The following is a 15,199-nucleotide window of genomic DNA, read 5'->3' on the forward strand; positions in this document are numbered from 1 at the left end:
TGGCCGCGGCGACGTCGACGCACTTGCCGCCGTAGCCGGTGATCGGGCCGACGGTCGCCGCCGACGCGGTGCTCATGCTGACGAACGCGATGCCGGCGGCCGCGAGCACGGTCGCCAGCGCGGCGAGGCCGAGCCGCAGGCGCGGCCTCGAACGGGTGGGGGTCACGGGCGGGGTCCCTTCTGGGCGGGGCGGCCCACGCCGAAGGACCCGATGTCGGGGGTCGGGTCCGAGGGCGGGCGGTAGATCTGTAAGGCAACCTCACAGATCCACCGGAGGCTATTCCCGCCCAGGACCACAAGTCAATACGAGACTCGAATTAAGGGAGTGAGCTGCTGATTTAAGCTTTCCCGTTAAGAATCTGGCCGGCGCCACCGGCCGTTTCCTGGACCGATTCCAGGTACGCCTTCATGTCCGTGTCCTTGAGGCCGGTGCCGGCCACGACCACGGTGTCGCCGACGATGAGCGTCGGGTACATCTTCGCCTGGTCCTGCGCGTACGCCTTGGCCGCGTTGGCCGACTTGAACTCGACGAAGATCGCCTGCTGGACGCGGCGCGGCATCGCGTCGCCCTTCTTCTCGTAGCAGTCGAACTGCTTGAAGCTCGCCACGGCGGAGCGGTACTTCACGTCGACGCCGGTCGAGTTCGAGTCCCACTGCCCGACCGGGCAGTTCGGGTCCTTGGTGAACAGCTCGCCGGTCAGCTTCCCCACGGTCTGGAAGCTCAACTGGCCCGCCTTGCCGGAGGCGGCGCCGGAGGCCTTGGCCGACCCGCTGGGCGCGGCACTGCCGGACGCGTCGGCGGCCGGGGCGGCCGAGGTGGCGGCCGACGGCGCGGCGGCCGGGGTGTCGGCCTTCTTGTCGTCCCCGCAGGCGGCGGTGAACAGCATGGTGGCGCAGGCGATGGAGCCGGCCAGCAGCAGACGCTTCATTGTCTTCTCTTCCATATGTGGTACCGCATAAGGCGGGTGATCTCGGTTGACGCGAGCAACGTATGCGTCCGGCGGCGCCGTTGACTCCCGGATGTATGCCACCCGACAACGAACGTGCGCCGCGTCACTCGAAACCGTCGAACCGCCTTGTGTGGCGCCGTTTTCCGACTGTCCGAACCGCTACGGGCGGCTGGACAGCAGCGCGTGCTGCCCCGCCGCGAGCAGCCCCGCGGGCACCGCGACGAGCGGCAGCACGGCCGGCGCCCAGCCGTCCGGAACGACGCCGGTGAACAGCCCGGCGCCCAGCAGCCCGACCGCGAGCAGGCCGCCGCCCGCGCCCACGAGCAGGCCCCGGCGCCGCGCGCCGGGCGAGGCCCGGCCGAGCAGCCGGCCCACCCCGACCGTCCGGTCGATCTGGGCGGCGAGGAAGGTTGCGAGCACCACGAACGGCAGCGGTCCCACCACCGCCGCGATGCGGCCGGCGAGGAACCACGCCGGCAGCGAGACGACGACGGTCATGACGGTGAGCACCAGCGCGACGAGCCAGGCGAGCACGGCGTGGGCGACCGCGCGGCCGGGCGCGAACGGCGGCACGGTGTCCACAGTGGACATCTCGGCGGCGGGCCGAGGGCGGATCGCCCATCCCCACAGCAGCAGGGCGACGCCCGCCAGCGCGGCCAGCACGGTGACCGCGGTCAGCCCGGTGAGCACCCGGACGTCGGCCGCACTCAGGTACTCGAAGCGGGCGCCGTCGCCGGCCACACACGTGACGCCGACGGGGAACACCCGGGTCTGGACGGTCCAGTACCCGCGCGGACCGAACCGCTCGATGCAGTCGTCCTCCGGGTCGAGCCAGTCCGGCGACAGCGACTGCGCCTCGAAGCCCGCGGCCATCGTGCCGAGCGTGCCGCCGATCAGCAGCGCCCACCCCAACGCCAGTTTCATGGCGCGATCATGGCAGGGCGGCGCTGCCGGCAACCGGACAGCGACCGCGGGCAACCAACCGTCCGCCGTGGCGGTCGCTAGCCCCGGACCGACAGCGCGGAGTTCTGCGCGATCGTGGTCAGTGCGGCCGGGGCCGGCAGCAGCGGCAGCGCGAGGAGCAGCACGAAGCCCGGGCCGTCGCTCCAGATCCACACGCCGGCCAGCAGCGCGAACGCGACCAGCAGGCCGCCCGTGCCGACCAGCAGGCCGCGGTGGCGGGACCGCAGCGACCCGCGGCCCAGCGCGCGGCCAGGGCCGACCGTGCGGTCGACGAGCGCCGCGAGGACGCCGCCGAGCACCAGCACGGGCAGCGGGAGGACGGCGCCGGCGATCGGGCCGGCGACGAACAGCGCGCACGCCACGAGCAGGGCCACGACGCCGGTGAACACCAGGACGATGAACCAGATGAGGACGGCGTGCGTCGCGACCTTGCCGCCCTCGTACGGGGCGGCGGGCTCCACGGTGGACGGTCCCGCCGGGCGGCGCAGCCAGCCCAGGCCGATGAGGACCAGCCCGGCGAGCACCGCCAGTACCATCGCCGCCAGAATCGACGACGCGATCACCGTGTCGCCGGGATCGACGAACTCGAGCCGCGCTCCGCCGTCGCTGACGCAGGTCGCGCGCACCGGGAAGTAGCTCGTCTCGATCGTGTACGTGCCGCTGGCCGGGCCGAAGCGGTCCACGCAGGCCTCGTCCGGGTCGAACCAGTGCGGCTTGAGCGACTCACCGGCCCAGGCGGTCACCAGAGTTCCGACGGATCCGGCGATCAGCAGCGCCCATCCCATGCCTAGTTTCATGCTCGCTGCGCGCCGCACCTCAGCCAGTCTCATGACCGGATGGTGCGGGACGGCGCCGGGTGGCGGCTACCGGCTTCCGGACAGGGGCGCGGCGGGTTACGGACGGGAGGCGCGGCGCAGCAGCTCGGCCATCGGCAGGGTGGCCGCGCCGAACGCGACGGCGTCGGGGCCGAGCTCGCACAGCTCGATCGACACCTGCCCGAACGGGTGCTCCAGGGCCTGCTCGCCGGCGGCCGCGCGGATCTGCGGCAGCAGCCGCGCGCCGAGCGCGAGGCCGGCCCAGCCGCCGAGCACGACGCGCTCGGGGTTGAACAGGTTGACCAGGTTGCCGATCCCGGCGCCGAGCATGCCGGCGGTCTCGGCCAGGATCTCGGCCGCGGCCGGGGTCTCGGCCGCCACGAGCGCGGCGATGTCGGCCAGCTCGTCCTCCGCCGTGGTCACGCCCGCGCCGGGGTCGGCCTGGCGGTACCGGTCGAGGATGCCCTCGGCGCCGACGTAGGCCTCCAGGCAGCCGCGGGCGCCGCAGCGGCACAGCCGCCCGCCGTACACCACCGTCGTGTGCCCCCACTCCCCCGCGCTGCTGGAGGCGCCGCGGTAAAGGGTGCCGTTGGTGATGACGGCCGCGCCGACGCCCGAGCCGACGAGCACGATGACCGCGTTGGCGGTGCCCCGCCCGGCGCCGAACCACATCTCGGCCTGGCCCTGGGTCTTCGCGCCGTTCTCGACGAACACCGGCGCGGTGACGCCCCGCTCGCGCAGCAGGCCCTCGAAGGAGACGCCCCGCCAGCCGAGCGTGGGCGCGTGCACCCGCACCGGGTCGGACTGCTCGACCGTGCCGGGCACGCCGACGCCCACACCGAGCAGCGCCGCCGGGTCGACGTCCTTGAGCACCGCCTCGACGCCGGCGGCGAGCTGGCCGGCGACCGCCTCGGGCTCGGGCCGCGACGACGGCAGCGGCTCGTCGACGGTGGCCAGGCGGCGCATCGACAGGTCGAACAGCTCCACCCGCACGCCGGTCTCGCCGACGTCGGCGCCGACGAGCCGGCCGAAGTCGGGGTCGACCCGCAGCAGCACGCGCGGGCGGCCGCCGTCGGAGTCGATCTGGCCGGCCTCGACGATCAGGCCCTCCTGGAGCAGCTCGCCGGTGACGCTGCTGGCCGTGGCCGCGCTCAGGCCGGTGATGCGGCTGAGGTCGTGGCGGCTCAGCGGGCCGCGGAAGAACAGCTCGGACAGCAGCGTGGAACGGTTGCGCCGCCGCATGTCCCGCGTCGTCGCCCGCTCCACCTCGATGCGCACCACCGCCCGGCCTCCCCTTCGCTCGGTAGCGATCGTGTCACGCGGATGCCCCGCCGTCGACACCGGCCGTCAGCGTCGCCGCGCGTACCGGGCCGCCGCGGCCACCAGCATCAGCCCGACGACGCTGAACGCGCCCACGAGCAGCGCCAGGCGGCCCGGCAGCGCCGGCAGCGCCGGCCGCTCGGTTGCCGGGGCGGCCTCGGCGCCGCTGGGCGCCGGCCGGGCCGGCGCCGGGCTCGCCTTCCGGGTCGCCGGGTAGTGCTGGATGCTCACCGGGCCGGGCTGGTCGGAGACCGTGAGGAAGCCGTTGCCGTCGGCGGTGTAGGCGATCGCCTCGCCCTGCGGCTCGTCGGGCAGCGGGGTCACGACCGGCGTGCCGCCGGTGATCGCCGCGGCCACGTCGCCGCCGGTGACGTCGAACTCGTACGCGTCGGAGTACGTGCGCACGACCGCCTTCGTCCCGTCGGGCGAGACCGCGGCGCCGGTGATGAGCGCGCTGCCGAAGACGCCGAGCGGGTTGGCGGTGCCGGTGCGGCTGGGCTGGAAGCGGCCGACCAGGGTCAGCGGCGCGCCCTCCGGGTTGTCGGTCGGCAGCGGGGTGTCCAGCCGGTACACCTCGCCGCCCGGCTCCTTGGTGACGATGACCGGGCGGCCCGCCCCGTCGACGAGCAGCGCCTCCGCGTCCCGCGGCTCTCCGTCGGGGTACCGCAGCCGATGGATCTTCGGGCTCTTGGCGCCCGGCTTCAGCGTCCACAGCGCGATCGTGCTGCGGCGGTTGCCCGAGCCGCCCATCAGCGGGCTGTTGTCGCCGATGTCGGCCACCCACACCGTGCCGGAGCGGTCGACGGCGAGGTCCTCCGGGTCGCGGGCGGTGGTCGGGTACCCCACGCTACGGGTCACCCGGCAGCCCTCGTCGAGGTAGAAGATCCGGGTGCGGCGCGGGTCGGGGTTGGAGTCGTTCTCGACGAGGAAGCCGCCCGGGACGACGGCCAGGCCGGACACCTCGGTCACGGCCGGATCGGCGATGCTGCACACCTCGGCGGACCTCACCGCGGCGGTGGCGGGGGCGGGCAGCAGCGACACCGACGCAGCGACGACGGCCGCCGTGAACGCCGCCCGCCGCATACCTGCGAGTCTGCCAGAGCCGCGCACCCCCGGGCAGGTCAATCGAGTCGATCACCCGTTCCGGGTGATCCTCTGTGACCCTCCGCCGGTCATGAGGGGAACGCCTGGGGCGGTGCGAGCAGCATCGTGTAGTCGGAGCTGCCGTTGGCCAGGTCGTGCTGGCCGCCGGCCGGGCAGAAGCCGGAGCCGAAGCCGCCGTAGGCCAGGCCCTGGCAGCGGGCACACCAGCGCCAGTCGCGCTGGTTGAGGCCGATGTTGCCCAGCAGCAGATAGTTCCAGCTGCCGCCGTGGTCATGGCCGCCGCCGGCCGGGCAGACGCCCGTCCCGAAGCCGGCGTACGTCAGGCCCTGGCACCGGTTGCACCAGCGCCAGTTGTCCTGGCCGCCGGCGTTGGGGACGCCGACCGGGACCTCGTAGCGGAACGAGCCGGTGTGGTCGTGCGTCCCGCCGGCCGGGCACGGCTTCGGGCCGTTGCCGGCGAACGCGAGCGCGCCGCAGCGGTTGCACCAGCGCCAGTCCGGTTGGGCGCCGGCCAGGCCGGCGTCGTGCGGCAGGCTGTAGTTGCGGCTGCCGCCGAGGGCGTGGCGGTCGCCGGCCGGGCACGGGCCGGGCGGGTTCCCGCCGTAGGCGAGGACGTCGCAGCGGGCGCACTGCCGCCACAGGTCCTGCCCGACGCTGGGCTCGACGTCGAACACCAGGGTGTAGGCGCCGCTGCCGGCGTACGAGTGCACGCCACCGGCGGCGCAGGGCCGCGGGATGTGCGCCGCCGGGATCGACCCGACCGGCGGGCGCATCCGGCTCAGGCAGGCGCACTTGTTGCACCACTGCCAGCCGTCCTGCACGGGCGACGGCACGTCGTGCAGCAGGCCGTAGAGCGCGCTGTCGATGAGCCCGTGGGTGCCGCCCTCCGGATGCGGGCAGGGGCCGTTGAAGGCGCCGTAGCAGTACGCCAGCCCCTGGCACCTCGAGCACCAGCGCCAGCCGGGCTGGTAGCGCGGGTACACCGGGACCGGGAAGCCGCCGGAGATGCCGACCCGGACCGACGGCCCCGAGACGCCCGGGCGGACGTCCTGGACCTCGACGCGGTACCCCTGCCCGTCGACGGCGAGCGTGATGGCGGCGCCGACCGTGGGCGGGATCGCCGCCTCGAACCGGGGCGGTGCCACCTCGCCGGCGCCGGCCTCGTTCGGGCGGGTCCCGAGGGTGTGCACGACGACCGCCGCGACGACGTTGACGTCGTCGCCGACCTGCGGGCGGTACTCGACGGTGAGCGCGCCCACCGGCAGCGGCGTGACGGCGACGACCGGCTTGCCGCCGTCCCAGCTCAACGGGGCGATCCGAGCCGTGCCGCCGAGGCCGACGTGCAGGACCCGCGAGTCGAACGGGCCCGCCGCGCCCCGCCCGGACCGCGGGTCGCCGGAGCCGCCGACGTCGCGCTCGACGAACCGGCGGTACAGTGCGGCCGCCGACAGCCGCCGGCCGCTGCTCCAGAATCTCGGGGGGTCGAGGAACGTGAACCCGGCCGCCTCGGGCGGCGGGTCGACCGGGTGCGCGCGCGGGCCGGTACTGCCCATGACGCAGTAGTCGTCGCCGTACACGCCGGCCGGGCCGAACGAGTGCATGAACCCGAGCAGGTGGCCGAACTCGTGCTGGAAGAACTCGACCGAGCCGCCCTGGTCGAGCACGACGTTGCCGTCGCCGGTCGCCCCGGCGTTGCACGGCGGCGGGTGCACGAACACCGCGACCCGGTCGATGCCGTCCAGCGAGCCGCCGTTGTCGACGTACAGCTGCCGGAAGACCTGCAGCATCCTGTCGCGGTCGCCGCGCAGCGCGTCCTGGCTCTCGTCGGAGACGGCCCAGATCCGCGGGATGACGAACTCGAGGTTGAGCAGGCCGAAGGTCATGCGCGACCAGTAGTCGCGCATGCTGAAGCCGTTGGGGCGCTCCAGAAGGGCGGAGAAGACCCCCGGCCCCCAGAACATGTGCCGCTGTGCGTCGGGGCTGACCTCGCGCCACATGAACCGCGCGAGCGCCACCCGGATCGGTCCCGGAAACATACCCGACGGAGCGCCGGGGGGCCGGGTTTGATACGTCAGCCGGCGAACAGCAGCAGGAGGCCGGCGACCGTGTAGGCGACCATCAGCGCCAGCAGCGGGACCTGGCCCGTCACGGCCTGGGCGCGGGGGAACAGCTTCAGTGCCCGGTCGTGGGCCAGGACCGTGCCGACCAGGTGGCCCAGGACGATGGTCGTGACCTGCAGGTTCGCCACGCCGGTCGGGGTGATGATCCCGGAGTACGGCCGGAACTCCTCGTCCCCGAGGACCAGGGCGACCGTGCGCTGGCCCTCCAGGACGAACAGCGACCAGTAGTGGGCCACGACGTAGCCGACGGCGATCGGCACGATCGAGTGGGCCAGCTCGCCCGGAGTGCGCTCGGCCGAGGTGTGGCCGCGGCGGCCGGCCTGGCGGGTGGCCACCGTGAAGGCCACGGCGACCAGGGCCACCACGCCGAGCAGGCCGGCCGTGCCGGTGACCGGGGCGGGCAGGCCGTTCTCCTGCGTGAAGCGCAGCCAGAACGGGGCGCCCGACAGGGCGTCGTAGAAGGTCGCGCCGAGCAGGATGACCACGACCGCGACCAGGCCCGGCGCCGGGCGCAGGCCGGCCATGCCGTCGAGCGGGTTGCGGAACACGAGCCTGCCGTCGGGGCGGCGACCGATGACCGCGAGCCGGCCGGCGAGGTCGCTGAGCACCTCGAAGGCGTCGCCGCGGGCGTGCCAGGCCGGGCCGAACACGATGCCGCCGGCCAGCATGACGACCGCGTACGCGGCCAGCCACCAGCCGATCACCGGCAGGGTCGCGCGGTTCGGGGCGACGAGCTCCAGCCAGGCGAACGCGAACAGGCCGGCGGCCGCCGGCCAGTAGCCGGCGGACTCGGGCAGCTCGCGGCGCGGCCGCGCCCAGGCGGTCAGGGTGCGCAGCGGGTTCAGCCGGCGCCAGACCGGGCCGAACAGCAGCGACAGCGGGACGAGGCCGACCCAGAAGAGGACGTACACCAGGCCGGCGGCCGGGTTGTCCGCGGTGTCGGGGCGGGTGAACGACCACAGCAGTACCGCTGCCAGCCCCAGACCGGCCACGCGCAGGACCCAGGCGGTGACCCGCGCGTCGACGGCGCGGGCCAGCCGGTCCGGCACCGGCCGGCCGGCGGACGGGTCCAGGCGCGGCTCCCGCCACGCGACCCCGAGCACGGCGAAGGAGATGACCAGGGCCAGGGCGGCGCCGATCACCAGCTGGGACAGCGTCAGGGGCAGGTCCTGCCGACCGCCGACGCCGTGCGCCAGGACGATCGCGGGTGGAATGGGCACGAGCGGTCTCCCGGTGGCGGCGGGGGTTTGTCAGGGCTGTGAATTTAGCGCCTTGTCGCCCGGTCCGGAACCCGGCATCATGTGCCGATGCGATCAGTGACGGTGATGCTGCTGACGCTCACCGCCGTCTTCGCCGTGCTGATGCCCGCCACGCCCGCGGCCGCGCACGGTCAGCTCGCCATGTCCGACCCGGTCGCCGACAGCACGATCTCCGAGCCTCGGCAAGAGCTCAAGCTGTACTTCACGGAGCAGCCGGCCTCGTTCGCCTGGTTCACCGTGACGGCGCCGTCCGGCGTGCGCGTCGACGGCGGCTGGCGCTCCGGCGAGCCGAAGCGCCTGGACAAGCCCGTCCAGGAGTACTTCCTGGTGGACGGCAAGTTCGAGCCGAAGACGTACCACACCGGCTTCCCCGCCGTGCTCACCGTCTCGCACTGGCCGGAGGCTGGGGTGTACGTGGCGGCCTACCAGTCGGTCGCCTCGGACGGCGAGCCGGTGAAGGGGACGCTGAAGTTCACCTATGCCGGGTCGGTCACGGCGCCGCCGGCCGGCTGGAGCGCTCCCACCGACGGGCCGTCGCAGTCGCTGAGCGACGCGCTGGCCGGCAAGACGACCGGTCAGCAGCCAGCCTTCCCGACGGCCACCGCCGCCGCGCCGGCGCCCACCGCGCCTGCCCCGGCCGCGCCGTTCGTGCTCACCGACTGGCTGATTCCGGGCCTGATCATCGCCGGGGTCGCCGTCATGATCGGCACGGCGGCACGCCGCGAGCCGGTGCCCGTGGCGAAGAAGCGGCGCCGCTCCGCTACCGCGGGGTCCCGCAGGTCTGCTGGATCTGGCGGGTGAGGCGCTCGGCGAAGGCCGGGTCGCTGATCGTCCGCTGCTGGAACTCGCTGACCTGCGCGTCGTTGAGCCCCTGATACCGCGGCGGCGACGCGTAGGCGGAGGCCATCCTGTTGTCCGCACCCCGCTGCCGCCCGCACCCGCCACGCCACGCTGTTGTCCACGTCCGCCCGCCCGCGCCCGCACGCCTGCCCGCGCCTGCACCCGCCCCTTCCGCGCCCGCCCGTCCGCGCGCGACGAGCCCTGGTTCGCCGCTTTCAACCCCAAACGGCGACGCAGCTCAACCCAGTAGCCGACATTTCCGAAATGTCCGGCAGTCCCAAGCACGCGCGGAGCCGGGTCCGTCGACTGGTCCATGATCGTGGGAACGTTGTGGTCGTTGGGGCAGCCAGATGTTTCCCATGATCATGGGCCGGATCCGCTCCAGGCGCGGCGAAGGGGCCCGGCCGAGCGCCGCCCGCGAGAGGTTCGTGCCCCGGAGGCCGGTTCGGAGGCGAAGAAACCTCACCGGGCGTGCTGACGGTCCGGCGGTGACGGCGGGGCGCCGGCGACAGATCGAACTGGCTACGATCCTGGTCGATCTTGACGGCCGCGCGGTCGTCGGAGCGGAGAGGGCCCGTGACCCGTCGTCTCGCCGTGGTGCTGTTACTCGGGCTCGCCGCCGCCGGGTGTTCCCAGGCCGCCGAGCGGCCCGTCGCGGTGTCGCCCGTCGACGTCGCGCAGGAGGCTGTGCGCGACGCAGCCGGGGCGGACTACGGCGGCGGGGCGGTGGTGTGGGGCGGCCGGACCGGTGAGCTCGACGCCGCCCGGCCGGTCGGGGACGGATGGATCCTTCCCGGTGGTGGGACGCCGATGCGTACTGCGCCCGCGCCCATCGCCGCCCGGAGCCGGCATGTCGTCGCCGCGCACGGTGGGCTCGTCCACGTCTGGGGCGGCGGTGACGGGCGCGGCACCGTATTCGACGACGGCGCCGTCCTCGACCCGCGCACCAACACGTGGACCGCGATGCCGCGAGGGCCCGTCGGCCTCACCGGTGCCCAGGCCGTCGTGGTGGGCGACCGCATCGTCATCGGCGGAGGCGCCAGCGAGCTGATCGTGGTGTACGACACCCGGGAGCGGGCCTGGACCACCATCGACGCCCGCGCGCAGGTCCTCGCCTTCGCCGTCTCCGCGGGCCGGGTCGTCGCCGCCACCCGCGGGCCCGACCGGCAGACCCTCCACGTCGGGCGGTACGGCTGGGACGGGCCGGGCGAGCCCGAGTTCGCGACGCTGCGGCAGGAGCGGCCGATCTCGGACAGCGTCGCCATCGCCGACGACGGCACCACCGTGACCCTCGCGGTGGCGGACGACGCCACCACCACGACGGTGTACCGCCTCGACGCGACCGGCCGGCCCCGCGAGACGGCGACCGTCGACGCCGGCGTCTTCGTGCCCGGGCAGGGCGCCGCGGCCGGCCTCGGCCGCACCTTCCGCCACGGCGGCGACTGGCTCACCATCGACAGCTACTCCGTGAGCGGCTTCTCCATCGACGCCCGGACCGCGAGCGGCCGCTGGCGGCTGGACGTCTGCCGGGACGGAGCCGCCTGGGTGCCCCTCGGCGGAGGTGGCCGCCGCTTCCTGCGCTACGGCGGCCGCCCCTGCGGCGGCGACGTGCCCGAGGACACCGGTCCGGTGCTGGCGGTGGTCGAGCTCCAGGCCTAGCGAGGGCGGGTCGTCGAGTAGAGGTGGCTGTCCGGGAACTCCTCCGCGGTCAGCACCGGGCCGACCACGATCACCGCCGTCCGCCGGATGCCCGCCGCCTCCACCTGGGCCGCGATGTCCGACAGCCGGCCGCGGAGGATCTGCTGGTCCGGCCGGCTCGCGCGGGCCACGACCGCGGCCGGGCAGTCCCCGCCGTACCACGGCAGCAGCTCCTCGACGAGGACGGCGATGCGCTGGACGGCCAGGTGCAGCACCAGCGTCGAGCGGCTCGCGGCCAGCGTGGCCAGCTCCTCGCCCGGGGGCATCGGGGTGGCGCGGGCCGCCGTCCGGGTCAGGATCACCGTCTGGGCGACGCCGGGGACGGTCAGCTCGCGGCCCAGGGCGGCCGCCGCGGCGGCGAAGGCGGGCACGCCCGGCACGATCTCGTACGGGATGCCGGCCGCGTCCAGGCGGCGCAGCTGCTCCGCCATCGCGCTCAGGATCGACGGGTCCCCCGAGTGCAGCCGGGCCACGTCCAGGCCCGCCGCGTGCGCCGCCGTCAGCTCGGCGAGGATCTGGTCCAGGTCGAGGTTGGCGGTGTCGACGAGGCGGGCCCCCGGCGGGCAGTACGCCAGCAGCTCCGCGGGGACGAGGCTGCCCGCGTAGAGGCACACCGGCGACGCCGCGAGCCGGTCGCGGCCGCGCACCGTGATGAGGTCCGCGGCGCCCGGTCCGGCGCCGATGAAGTACACCGTCATCTCCACACCACCCATTGCGTCACCGGCAGCATCGGCCGCCATCCCAGGAACCCGCCGACGGGCGCGGCGCGGTTGACGGCGATGCGGGTCAGCTCCCCGCCGTGCGTCGCGTGCAGGTCCAGCACGCGCCGCTCCGACTCGACGGTGACCGCGTTGACGACCAGCCGGCCACCCGGGCGCAGCGCCGCCCAGCAGCGCTCGAAGACGCCGTCGGCGGTGACGCCGCCGCCGACGAAGACGGCGTCGGGGGCTGGCAGGCCGTCGAGGGCGGCCGGGGCCGAACCCTCCACGACGGACAGTTGCGGCACGCCGAGCCGCGCGGCGTTGACCGCGACGCGCCCGGCGCGGACCGGGTCGCGCTCGACCGCCACGGCACGGCAGGACGGGTGGGCGCGCAGCCACTCGATCGCGATGCTGCCCGAGCCGGCGCCCACGTCCCACAGCAGCTCGCCGGGGCGCGGCCCGAGCGCGGCGAGGGTGACGGCCCGGATCTCGCGCTTGGTGAGCTGGCCGTCGCTGTCGTACCGCGGGTCGGCGAGCCCCGGCACCAGCGCCAGCCCGCCGGCGCCGCGGCAGGCGACGGCCACGATGTTCAGCGGCCCGGCGGCGGTGACGTCGTGGTGGATCCGCTCGCCGGGTCCGCCGAGCGCCTCGAGGACGGTGACCTCGCTGTCCGCGAACCCGGCGTCCTCCAGGATCCGCCAGACCTCGGCGGGCGTGCCCCGCCCGGCGCTGAGCACGAGCACCCGCCGGCCGTCGTGCAGCACGCCCCGGAGCCGGTCGACCGACCGGCCGACGGCACTCACGACGGCGACGTCGTCGAGCGCCCACCCGAGCCGCGCGCAGGCGAGCGAGACCGACGACGGGTGGGAGACGACGGTGACGCTCCGGCGCCCGAGGAGCCGCACGAGGGTGCTGCCGATGCCGTGGTACATCGGATCCCCGCTGGCCAGCACGCACACCCGCCGGCCGTGATGCGCGGCCAGCAGCCCCGGCAGGGCGGGCACGAGCGGGGAGGGCCAGGCGACACGCTGTTGAGCGCCGTCCGGCAGCAGGTCGAGCTGCCGCTCGCTGCCGAGCACGACCTCGGCCCCGGCCAGGGCGTCCCGACCGGCGGCGGTGAGCCCGTCGTACCCGTCGGCCCCGATCCCGACCACGGTCACGGGCGGCGCCGGAGCCGCCACGGCCACGGTCACCCGCCCCGCGGAGCGCTTCGGGTGGACCAGCACCGCGGCCGGCTCCCCCACGGCCAGCAGCGCGGCGGCCTCGGCCACGCTCGGGGTGCCCACCGCCGCCGCCACGCGCGCCGACGGCGTCGGCACCTCGACGCTTGCCAGTTCCGCAGCCGAGAACGTCACCACCCGCCAGTCGCGGGCCCGAGCCACGGCGGTCGCCAGCTCCAGCCGCGCATCCACTGTGGACACCGCCACCACGTTCTCCAGGTCCGGCAGCAATGCCAGGACCTCCTCCGCGGTGGCGTCCGGGCGGGCGCCGAAACCCACTGTCAGGCGCATGCGGCCACCAGCCGGTACGCGATCGCCGGCGCGCCCGCCCAGTGCAGGTGCAGGTACGACGCGTGGACCGGGCCCTGCACGAAGCCGTCCCGGGTGCCGGGCTGCCAGGCCCAGGCCGGGGTCGCGCCGGCCGGCGGGGTGACCCGCGTGCGGTGGAACTCGTGGCCGGTGACCCTCGTGCCGGCGGGCGCCAGCACGCTGTCCGCCACCGCGACCGCGTCGCGGTAGCCCAGCGTGAGCGACGGCGTCATCGCCGCCTCGGCGTCGAGGATGCCGCACATCGGGCGGCCGTCCAGGGAACGGCACAGCCACAGCAGGCCCGCGCACTCGGCGGCGACCGGCCCGCCCGCCTTCACCAGCCGGACCACGTCGTCGCGCAGGGCCGTGTTGGCGGCGAGCTGTTCGGAGTACACCTCCGGGAACCCCCCGCCCACGACCAACGCCCTGGTCCCCGGCGGGAGGCGCTCGGCGTGCAGCGGGTCCACGATGGACACCTCGGCGCCGGCCGCGGTGAGCAGCTCGACCGTCTCCGCGTAGCTGAACGAGAACGCGGGCCCGCCGGCAACCGCGACCACCGGGCGACCCGCCACCGGGTCCATTGTGGATGGTGACCAGGCGGCCGCCCCGAGCGGCATGGCGCCCGACGCGACCGCGTGCACGGCGTCGAGGTCGACGCTCGCGGTCACCAGCGCGGCCAGGGCCTCGACCGACGCCGTCGCCTCCGCGGCGCGCTCCACCACCGGCACCAGGCCGAGGTGGCGCGACGGGGCGGCGACCGCGTCGTGGCGGCGCAGCACGCCGAGCACCGGCGTGCCGACCTCGGCGCACGCGTCGCGGAGGATCTGCTCGTGCCGGTCGGAGCCCACCCGGTTCAGGATGACGCCGGCGATGTGGATGCCGTCGCCGAACGAGCGGAACCCGTGCACGACCGCCGCGATCGAGCGGGCCTGGGCGGTGGCGTCGACGACCAGCACGACCGGCGCCGCGAGCAGCCGCGCGACGTGCGCGGTCGAGCCGAACTCGCCCCAGCCGGTGCGGCCGTCGAAGAGCCCCATGACGCCCTCGACGATCGCGATGTCCGCGCCGGCCGCGCCGTGGGCGAACAGCGGGCCGATGCGGTCCTCGCCGACCAGCACCGGGTCGAGGTTGCGGCCGGGCCGGCCGGCCGCGAGCGCGTGGTAGCCGGGGTCGATGTAGTCGGGGCCGACCTTGAACGGCGCGACCCGCAGGCCGCGCGCGGCGAACGCGGCCAACAGCCCGGTCGCGACGGTGGTCTTGCCGTGGCCGGAGGCGGGGGCCGCGATGACGAGCCGGGCTACCATTCGATGCCCTGCTGGCCCTTCCGGCCGGCGTCCATCGGGTGCTTCACCTTCGTCATGTCGGTGACCAGGTCGGCCAGGTCGACCAGGTCGGGGTGGGCGTCGCGGCCGGTGACCACGACGTGCTGGTTGCCGGGCCGGTCGCGCAGGGTCGCGACGACGTCGGCGACGTCGACCCAGCCCCACTTGACCGGGTACGTGAACTCGTCGAGCACGTAGAAGCGGTACGCCTCGGCGGCGAGGTCGCGCTTGATCTGGGCCCAGCCCTCGGCCGCCTCGGCGGCGTGGTCGCGCTCGCTGCCGGGCCGCTGGATCCAGGACCAGCCCTCGCCCATCTTGTGCCACACGACGGACCCGCCCTGGCCGGTCTCGCCGAGGGTGCGCAGCGCGGCCTCCTCGCCGACCTTCCACTTCGGACTCTTCACGAACTGGAACACGGCGATGGGCCAGCCCGCGCTCCACGCGCGCAGCGCCATGCCGAACGCGGCGGTCGACTTGCCCTTGCCCTGTCCGGTGTGGACGGCGAGCACGTGCTGCCGGCGCCGCTGGCGCGTGGTGAGCCCGTCGTCGGGCACGTTCTCGACCTTGCCCTGCGGCAT

14 protein-coding genes are annotated in these 15,199 nt (G+C 74.9%); 2 read left to right on the top strand and 12 right to left on the bottom strand.

Annotation, left to right across the window (positions count from 1 at the left end):
- Window positions 1-338: 338 nt before the first annotated feature.
- The 7 genes from ABZS66_RS20395 to ABZS66_RS20425 form a co-directional block, all read right to left on the bottom strand.
- Entirely contained in the window at window positions 339-929 is a 591-nt protein-coding gene (locus tag ABZS66_RS20395) for a hypothetical protein (RefSeq protein ID WP_354759805.1), read from the bottom strand.
- Window positions 930-1,109: 180 nt separating this feature from the next.
- Complete coding sequence (locus ABZS66_RS20400) at window positions 1,110-1,874, bottom strand: hypothetical protein (RefSeq protein ID WP_354759807.1); 765 nt, start codon at window positions 1,872-1,874, stop codon at window positions 1,110-1,112.
- Between the two features lie 77 nt (window positions 1,875-1,951).
- Window positions 1,952-2,743 carry a hypothetical protein gene (locus tag ABZS66_RS20405; RefSeq protein WP_354759809.1) on the bottom strand — a complete coding sequence of 264 codons (792 nt, stop codon included), beginning with the start codon at window positions 2,741-2,743 and terminating at the stop codon, window positions 1,952-1,954.
- A 63-nt stretch (window positions 2,744-2,806) separates the two neighbouring features.
- Window positions 2,807-4,009: an ROK family protein gene (locus ABZS66_RS20410; RefSeq protein ID WP_354759811.1), complete on the bottom strand. Its 1,203-nt coding sequence runs from the start codon at window positions 4,007-4,009 to the stop codon at window positions 2,807-2,809.
- Between the two features lie 66 nt (window positions 4,010-4,075).
- The gene (locus ABZS66_RS20415) at window positions 4,076-5,131 is read right to left on the bottom strand and encodes a hypothetical protein (protein ID WP_354759813.1); all 1,056 of its coding nucleotides are present in this window, start codon (window positions 5,129-5,131) and stop codon (window positions 4,076-4,078) included.
- An 89-nt stretch (window positions 5,132-5,220) separates the two neighbouring features.
- Window positions 5,221-7,167 carry a hypothetical protein gene (locus ABZS66_RS20420; RefSeq protein WP_354759815.1) on the bottom strand — a complete coding sequence of 649 codons (1,947 nt, stop codon included), beginning with the start codon at window positions 7,165-7,167 and terminating at the stop codon, window positions 5,221-5,223.
- Window positions 7,168-7,223: 56 nt separating this feature from the next.
- Window positions 7,224-8,492 carry a hypothetical protein gene (locus tag ABZS66_RS20425; RefSeq protein ID WP_354759817.1) on the bottom strand — a complete coding sequence of 423 codons (1,269 nt, stop codon included), beginning with the start codon at window positions 8,490-8,492 and terminating at the stop codon, window positions 7,224-7,226.
- 87 nt (window positions 8,493-8,579) lie between these two features.
- On the opposite strand from ABZS66_RS20425, the gene ABZS66_RS20430 reads away from it, so the two are divergent.
- Entirely contained in the window at window positions 8,580-9,332 is a 753-nt protein-coding gene (locus tag ABZS66_RS20430) for a copper resistance protein CopC (RefSeq protein WP_354759819.1), read from the top strand.
- Here the strand turns inward: ABZS66_RS20430 and ABZS66_RS20435 are convergent.
- Window positions 9,292-9,438, bottom strand: a complete 147-nt coding sequence (locus tag ABZS66_RS20435) for a hypothetical protein (RefSeq protein WP_354759821.1) — start codon at window positions 9,436-9,438, stop codon at window positions 9,292-9,294. The two genes, ABZS66_RS20430 and ABZS66_RS20435, sit on opposite strands and share 41 nt — an antisense overlap.
- A gap of 509 nt (window positions 9,439-9,947) precedes the next feature.
- On the opposite strand from ABZS66_RS20435, the gene ABZS66_RS20440 reads away from it, so the two are divergent.
- A complete protein-coding gene (locus tag ABZS66_RS20440) occupies window positions 9,948-11,030 on the top strand; it encodes a hypothetical protein (protein WP_354759823.1) in 1,083 nt (360 codons plus the stop codon).
- On the opposite strand, the gene cobM is transcribed toward ABZS66_RS20440, so the two are convergent.
- From cobM to cobO, 4 genes are read right to left on the bottom strand one after another with little or no spacing between them, the layout of a single operon-like run.
- Window positions 11,027-11,767 carry a precorrin-4 C(11)-methyltransferase gene (gene cobM / locus ABZS66_RS20445; RefSeq protein WP_354759825.1) on the bottom strand — a complete coding sequence of 247 codons (741 nt, stop codon included), beginning with the start codon at window positions 11,765-11,767 and terminating at the stop codon, window positions 11,027-11,029. The genes ABZS66_RS20440 and cobM overlap by 4 nt on opposite strands.
- Entirely contained in the window at window positions 11,764-13,281 is a 1,518-nt protein-coding gene (gene cbiE, locus ABZS66_RS20450) for a precorrin-6y C5,15-methyltransferase (decarboxylating) subunit CbiE (RefSeq protein ID WP_354759827.1), read from the bottom strand. Before cbiE ends, cobM begins: the two co-directional genes overlap by 4 nt.
- A complete protein-coding gene (locus ABZS66_RS20455; protein ID WP_354759829.1) occupies window positions 13,272-14,603 on the bottom strand; it encodes a cobyrinate a,c-diamide synthase in 1,332 nt (443 codons plus the stop codon). The genes cbiE and ABZS66_RS20455 overlap by 10 nt, the downstream gene beginning before the upstream one ends.
- Entirely contained in the window at window positions 14,597-15,199 is a 603-nt protein-coding gene (cobO, locus tag ABZS66_RS20460) for a cob(I)yrinic acid a,c-diamide adenosyltransferase (RefSeq protein WP_354759831.1), read from the bottom strand. The genes ABZS66_RS20455 and cobO overlap by 7 nt, the downstream gene beginning before the upstream one ends.

The organism is Dactylosporangium sp. NPDC005572 (assembly GCF_040605515.1).
In the GTDB taxonomy this organism is placed as follows: Bacteria; Actinomycetota; Actinomycetes; order Mycobacteriales; family Micromonosporaceae; genus Dactylosporangium.

What these genes read in the sequence shown, in the direction of transcription:
- ABZS66_RS20395 (WP_354759805.1), bottom strand. Translation starts at nt 929, where the DNA reads ATGAAGCGTCTGCTGCTGGCCGGCTCCATCGCCTGCGCCACCATGCTG.
- ABZS66_RS20400 (WP_354759807.1), bottom strand. Translation starts at nt 1,874, where the DNA reads ATGAAACTGGCGTTGGGGTGGGCGCTGCTGATCGGCGGCACGCTCGGC.
- ABZS66_RS20405 (WP_354759809.1), bottom strand. Translation starts at nt 2,743, where the DNA reads ATGAGACTGGCTGAGGTGCGGCGCGCAGCGAGCATGAAACTAGGCATG.
- ABZS66_RS20415 (WP_354759813.1), bottom strand. Translation starts at nt 5,131, where the DNA reads ATGCGGCGGGCGGCGTTCACGGCGGCCGTCGTCGCTGCGTCGGTGTCG.
- ABZS66_RS20430 (WP_354759819.1), top strand. Translation starts at nt 8,580, where the DNA reads ATGCGATCAGTGACGGTGATGCTGCTGACGCTCACCGCCGTCTTCGCC.
- ABZS66_RS20435 (WP_354759821.1), bottom strand. Translation starts at nt 9,438, where the DNA reads ATGGCCTCCGCCTACGCGTCGCCGCCGCGGTATCAGGGGCTCAACGAC.
- cobM (WP_354759825.1), bottom strand. Translation starts at nt 11,767, where the DNA reads ATGACGGTGTACTTCATCGGCGCCGGACCGGGCGCCGCGGACCTCATC.
- cbiE (WP_354759827.1), bottom strand. Translation starts at nt 13,281, where the DNA reads ATGCGCCTGACAGTGGGTTTCGGCGCCCGCCCGGACGCCACCGCGGAG.
- ABZS66_RS20455 (WP_354759829.1), bottom strand. Translation starts at nt 14,603, where the DNA reads ATGGTAGCCCGGCTCGTCATCGCGGCCCCCGCCTCCGGCCACGGCAAG.
- cobO (WP_354759831.1), bottom strand. Translation starts at nt 15,199, where the DNA reads ATGCCGCAGGGCAAGGTCGAGAACGTGCCCGACGACGGGCTCACCACG.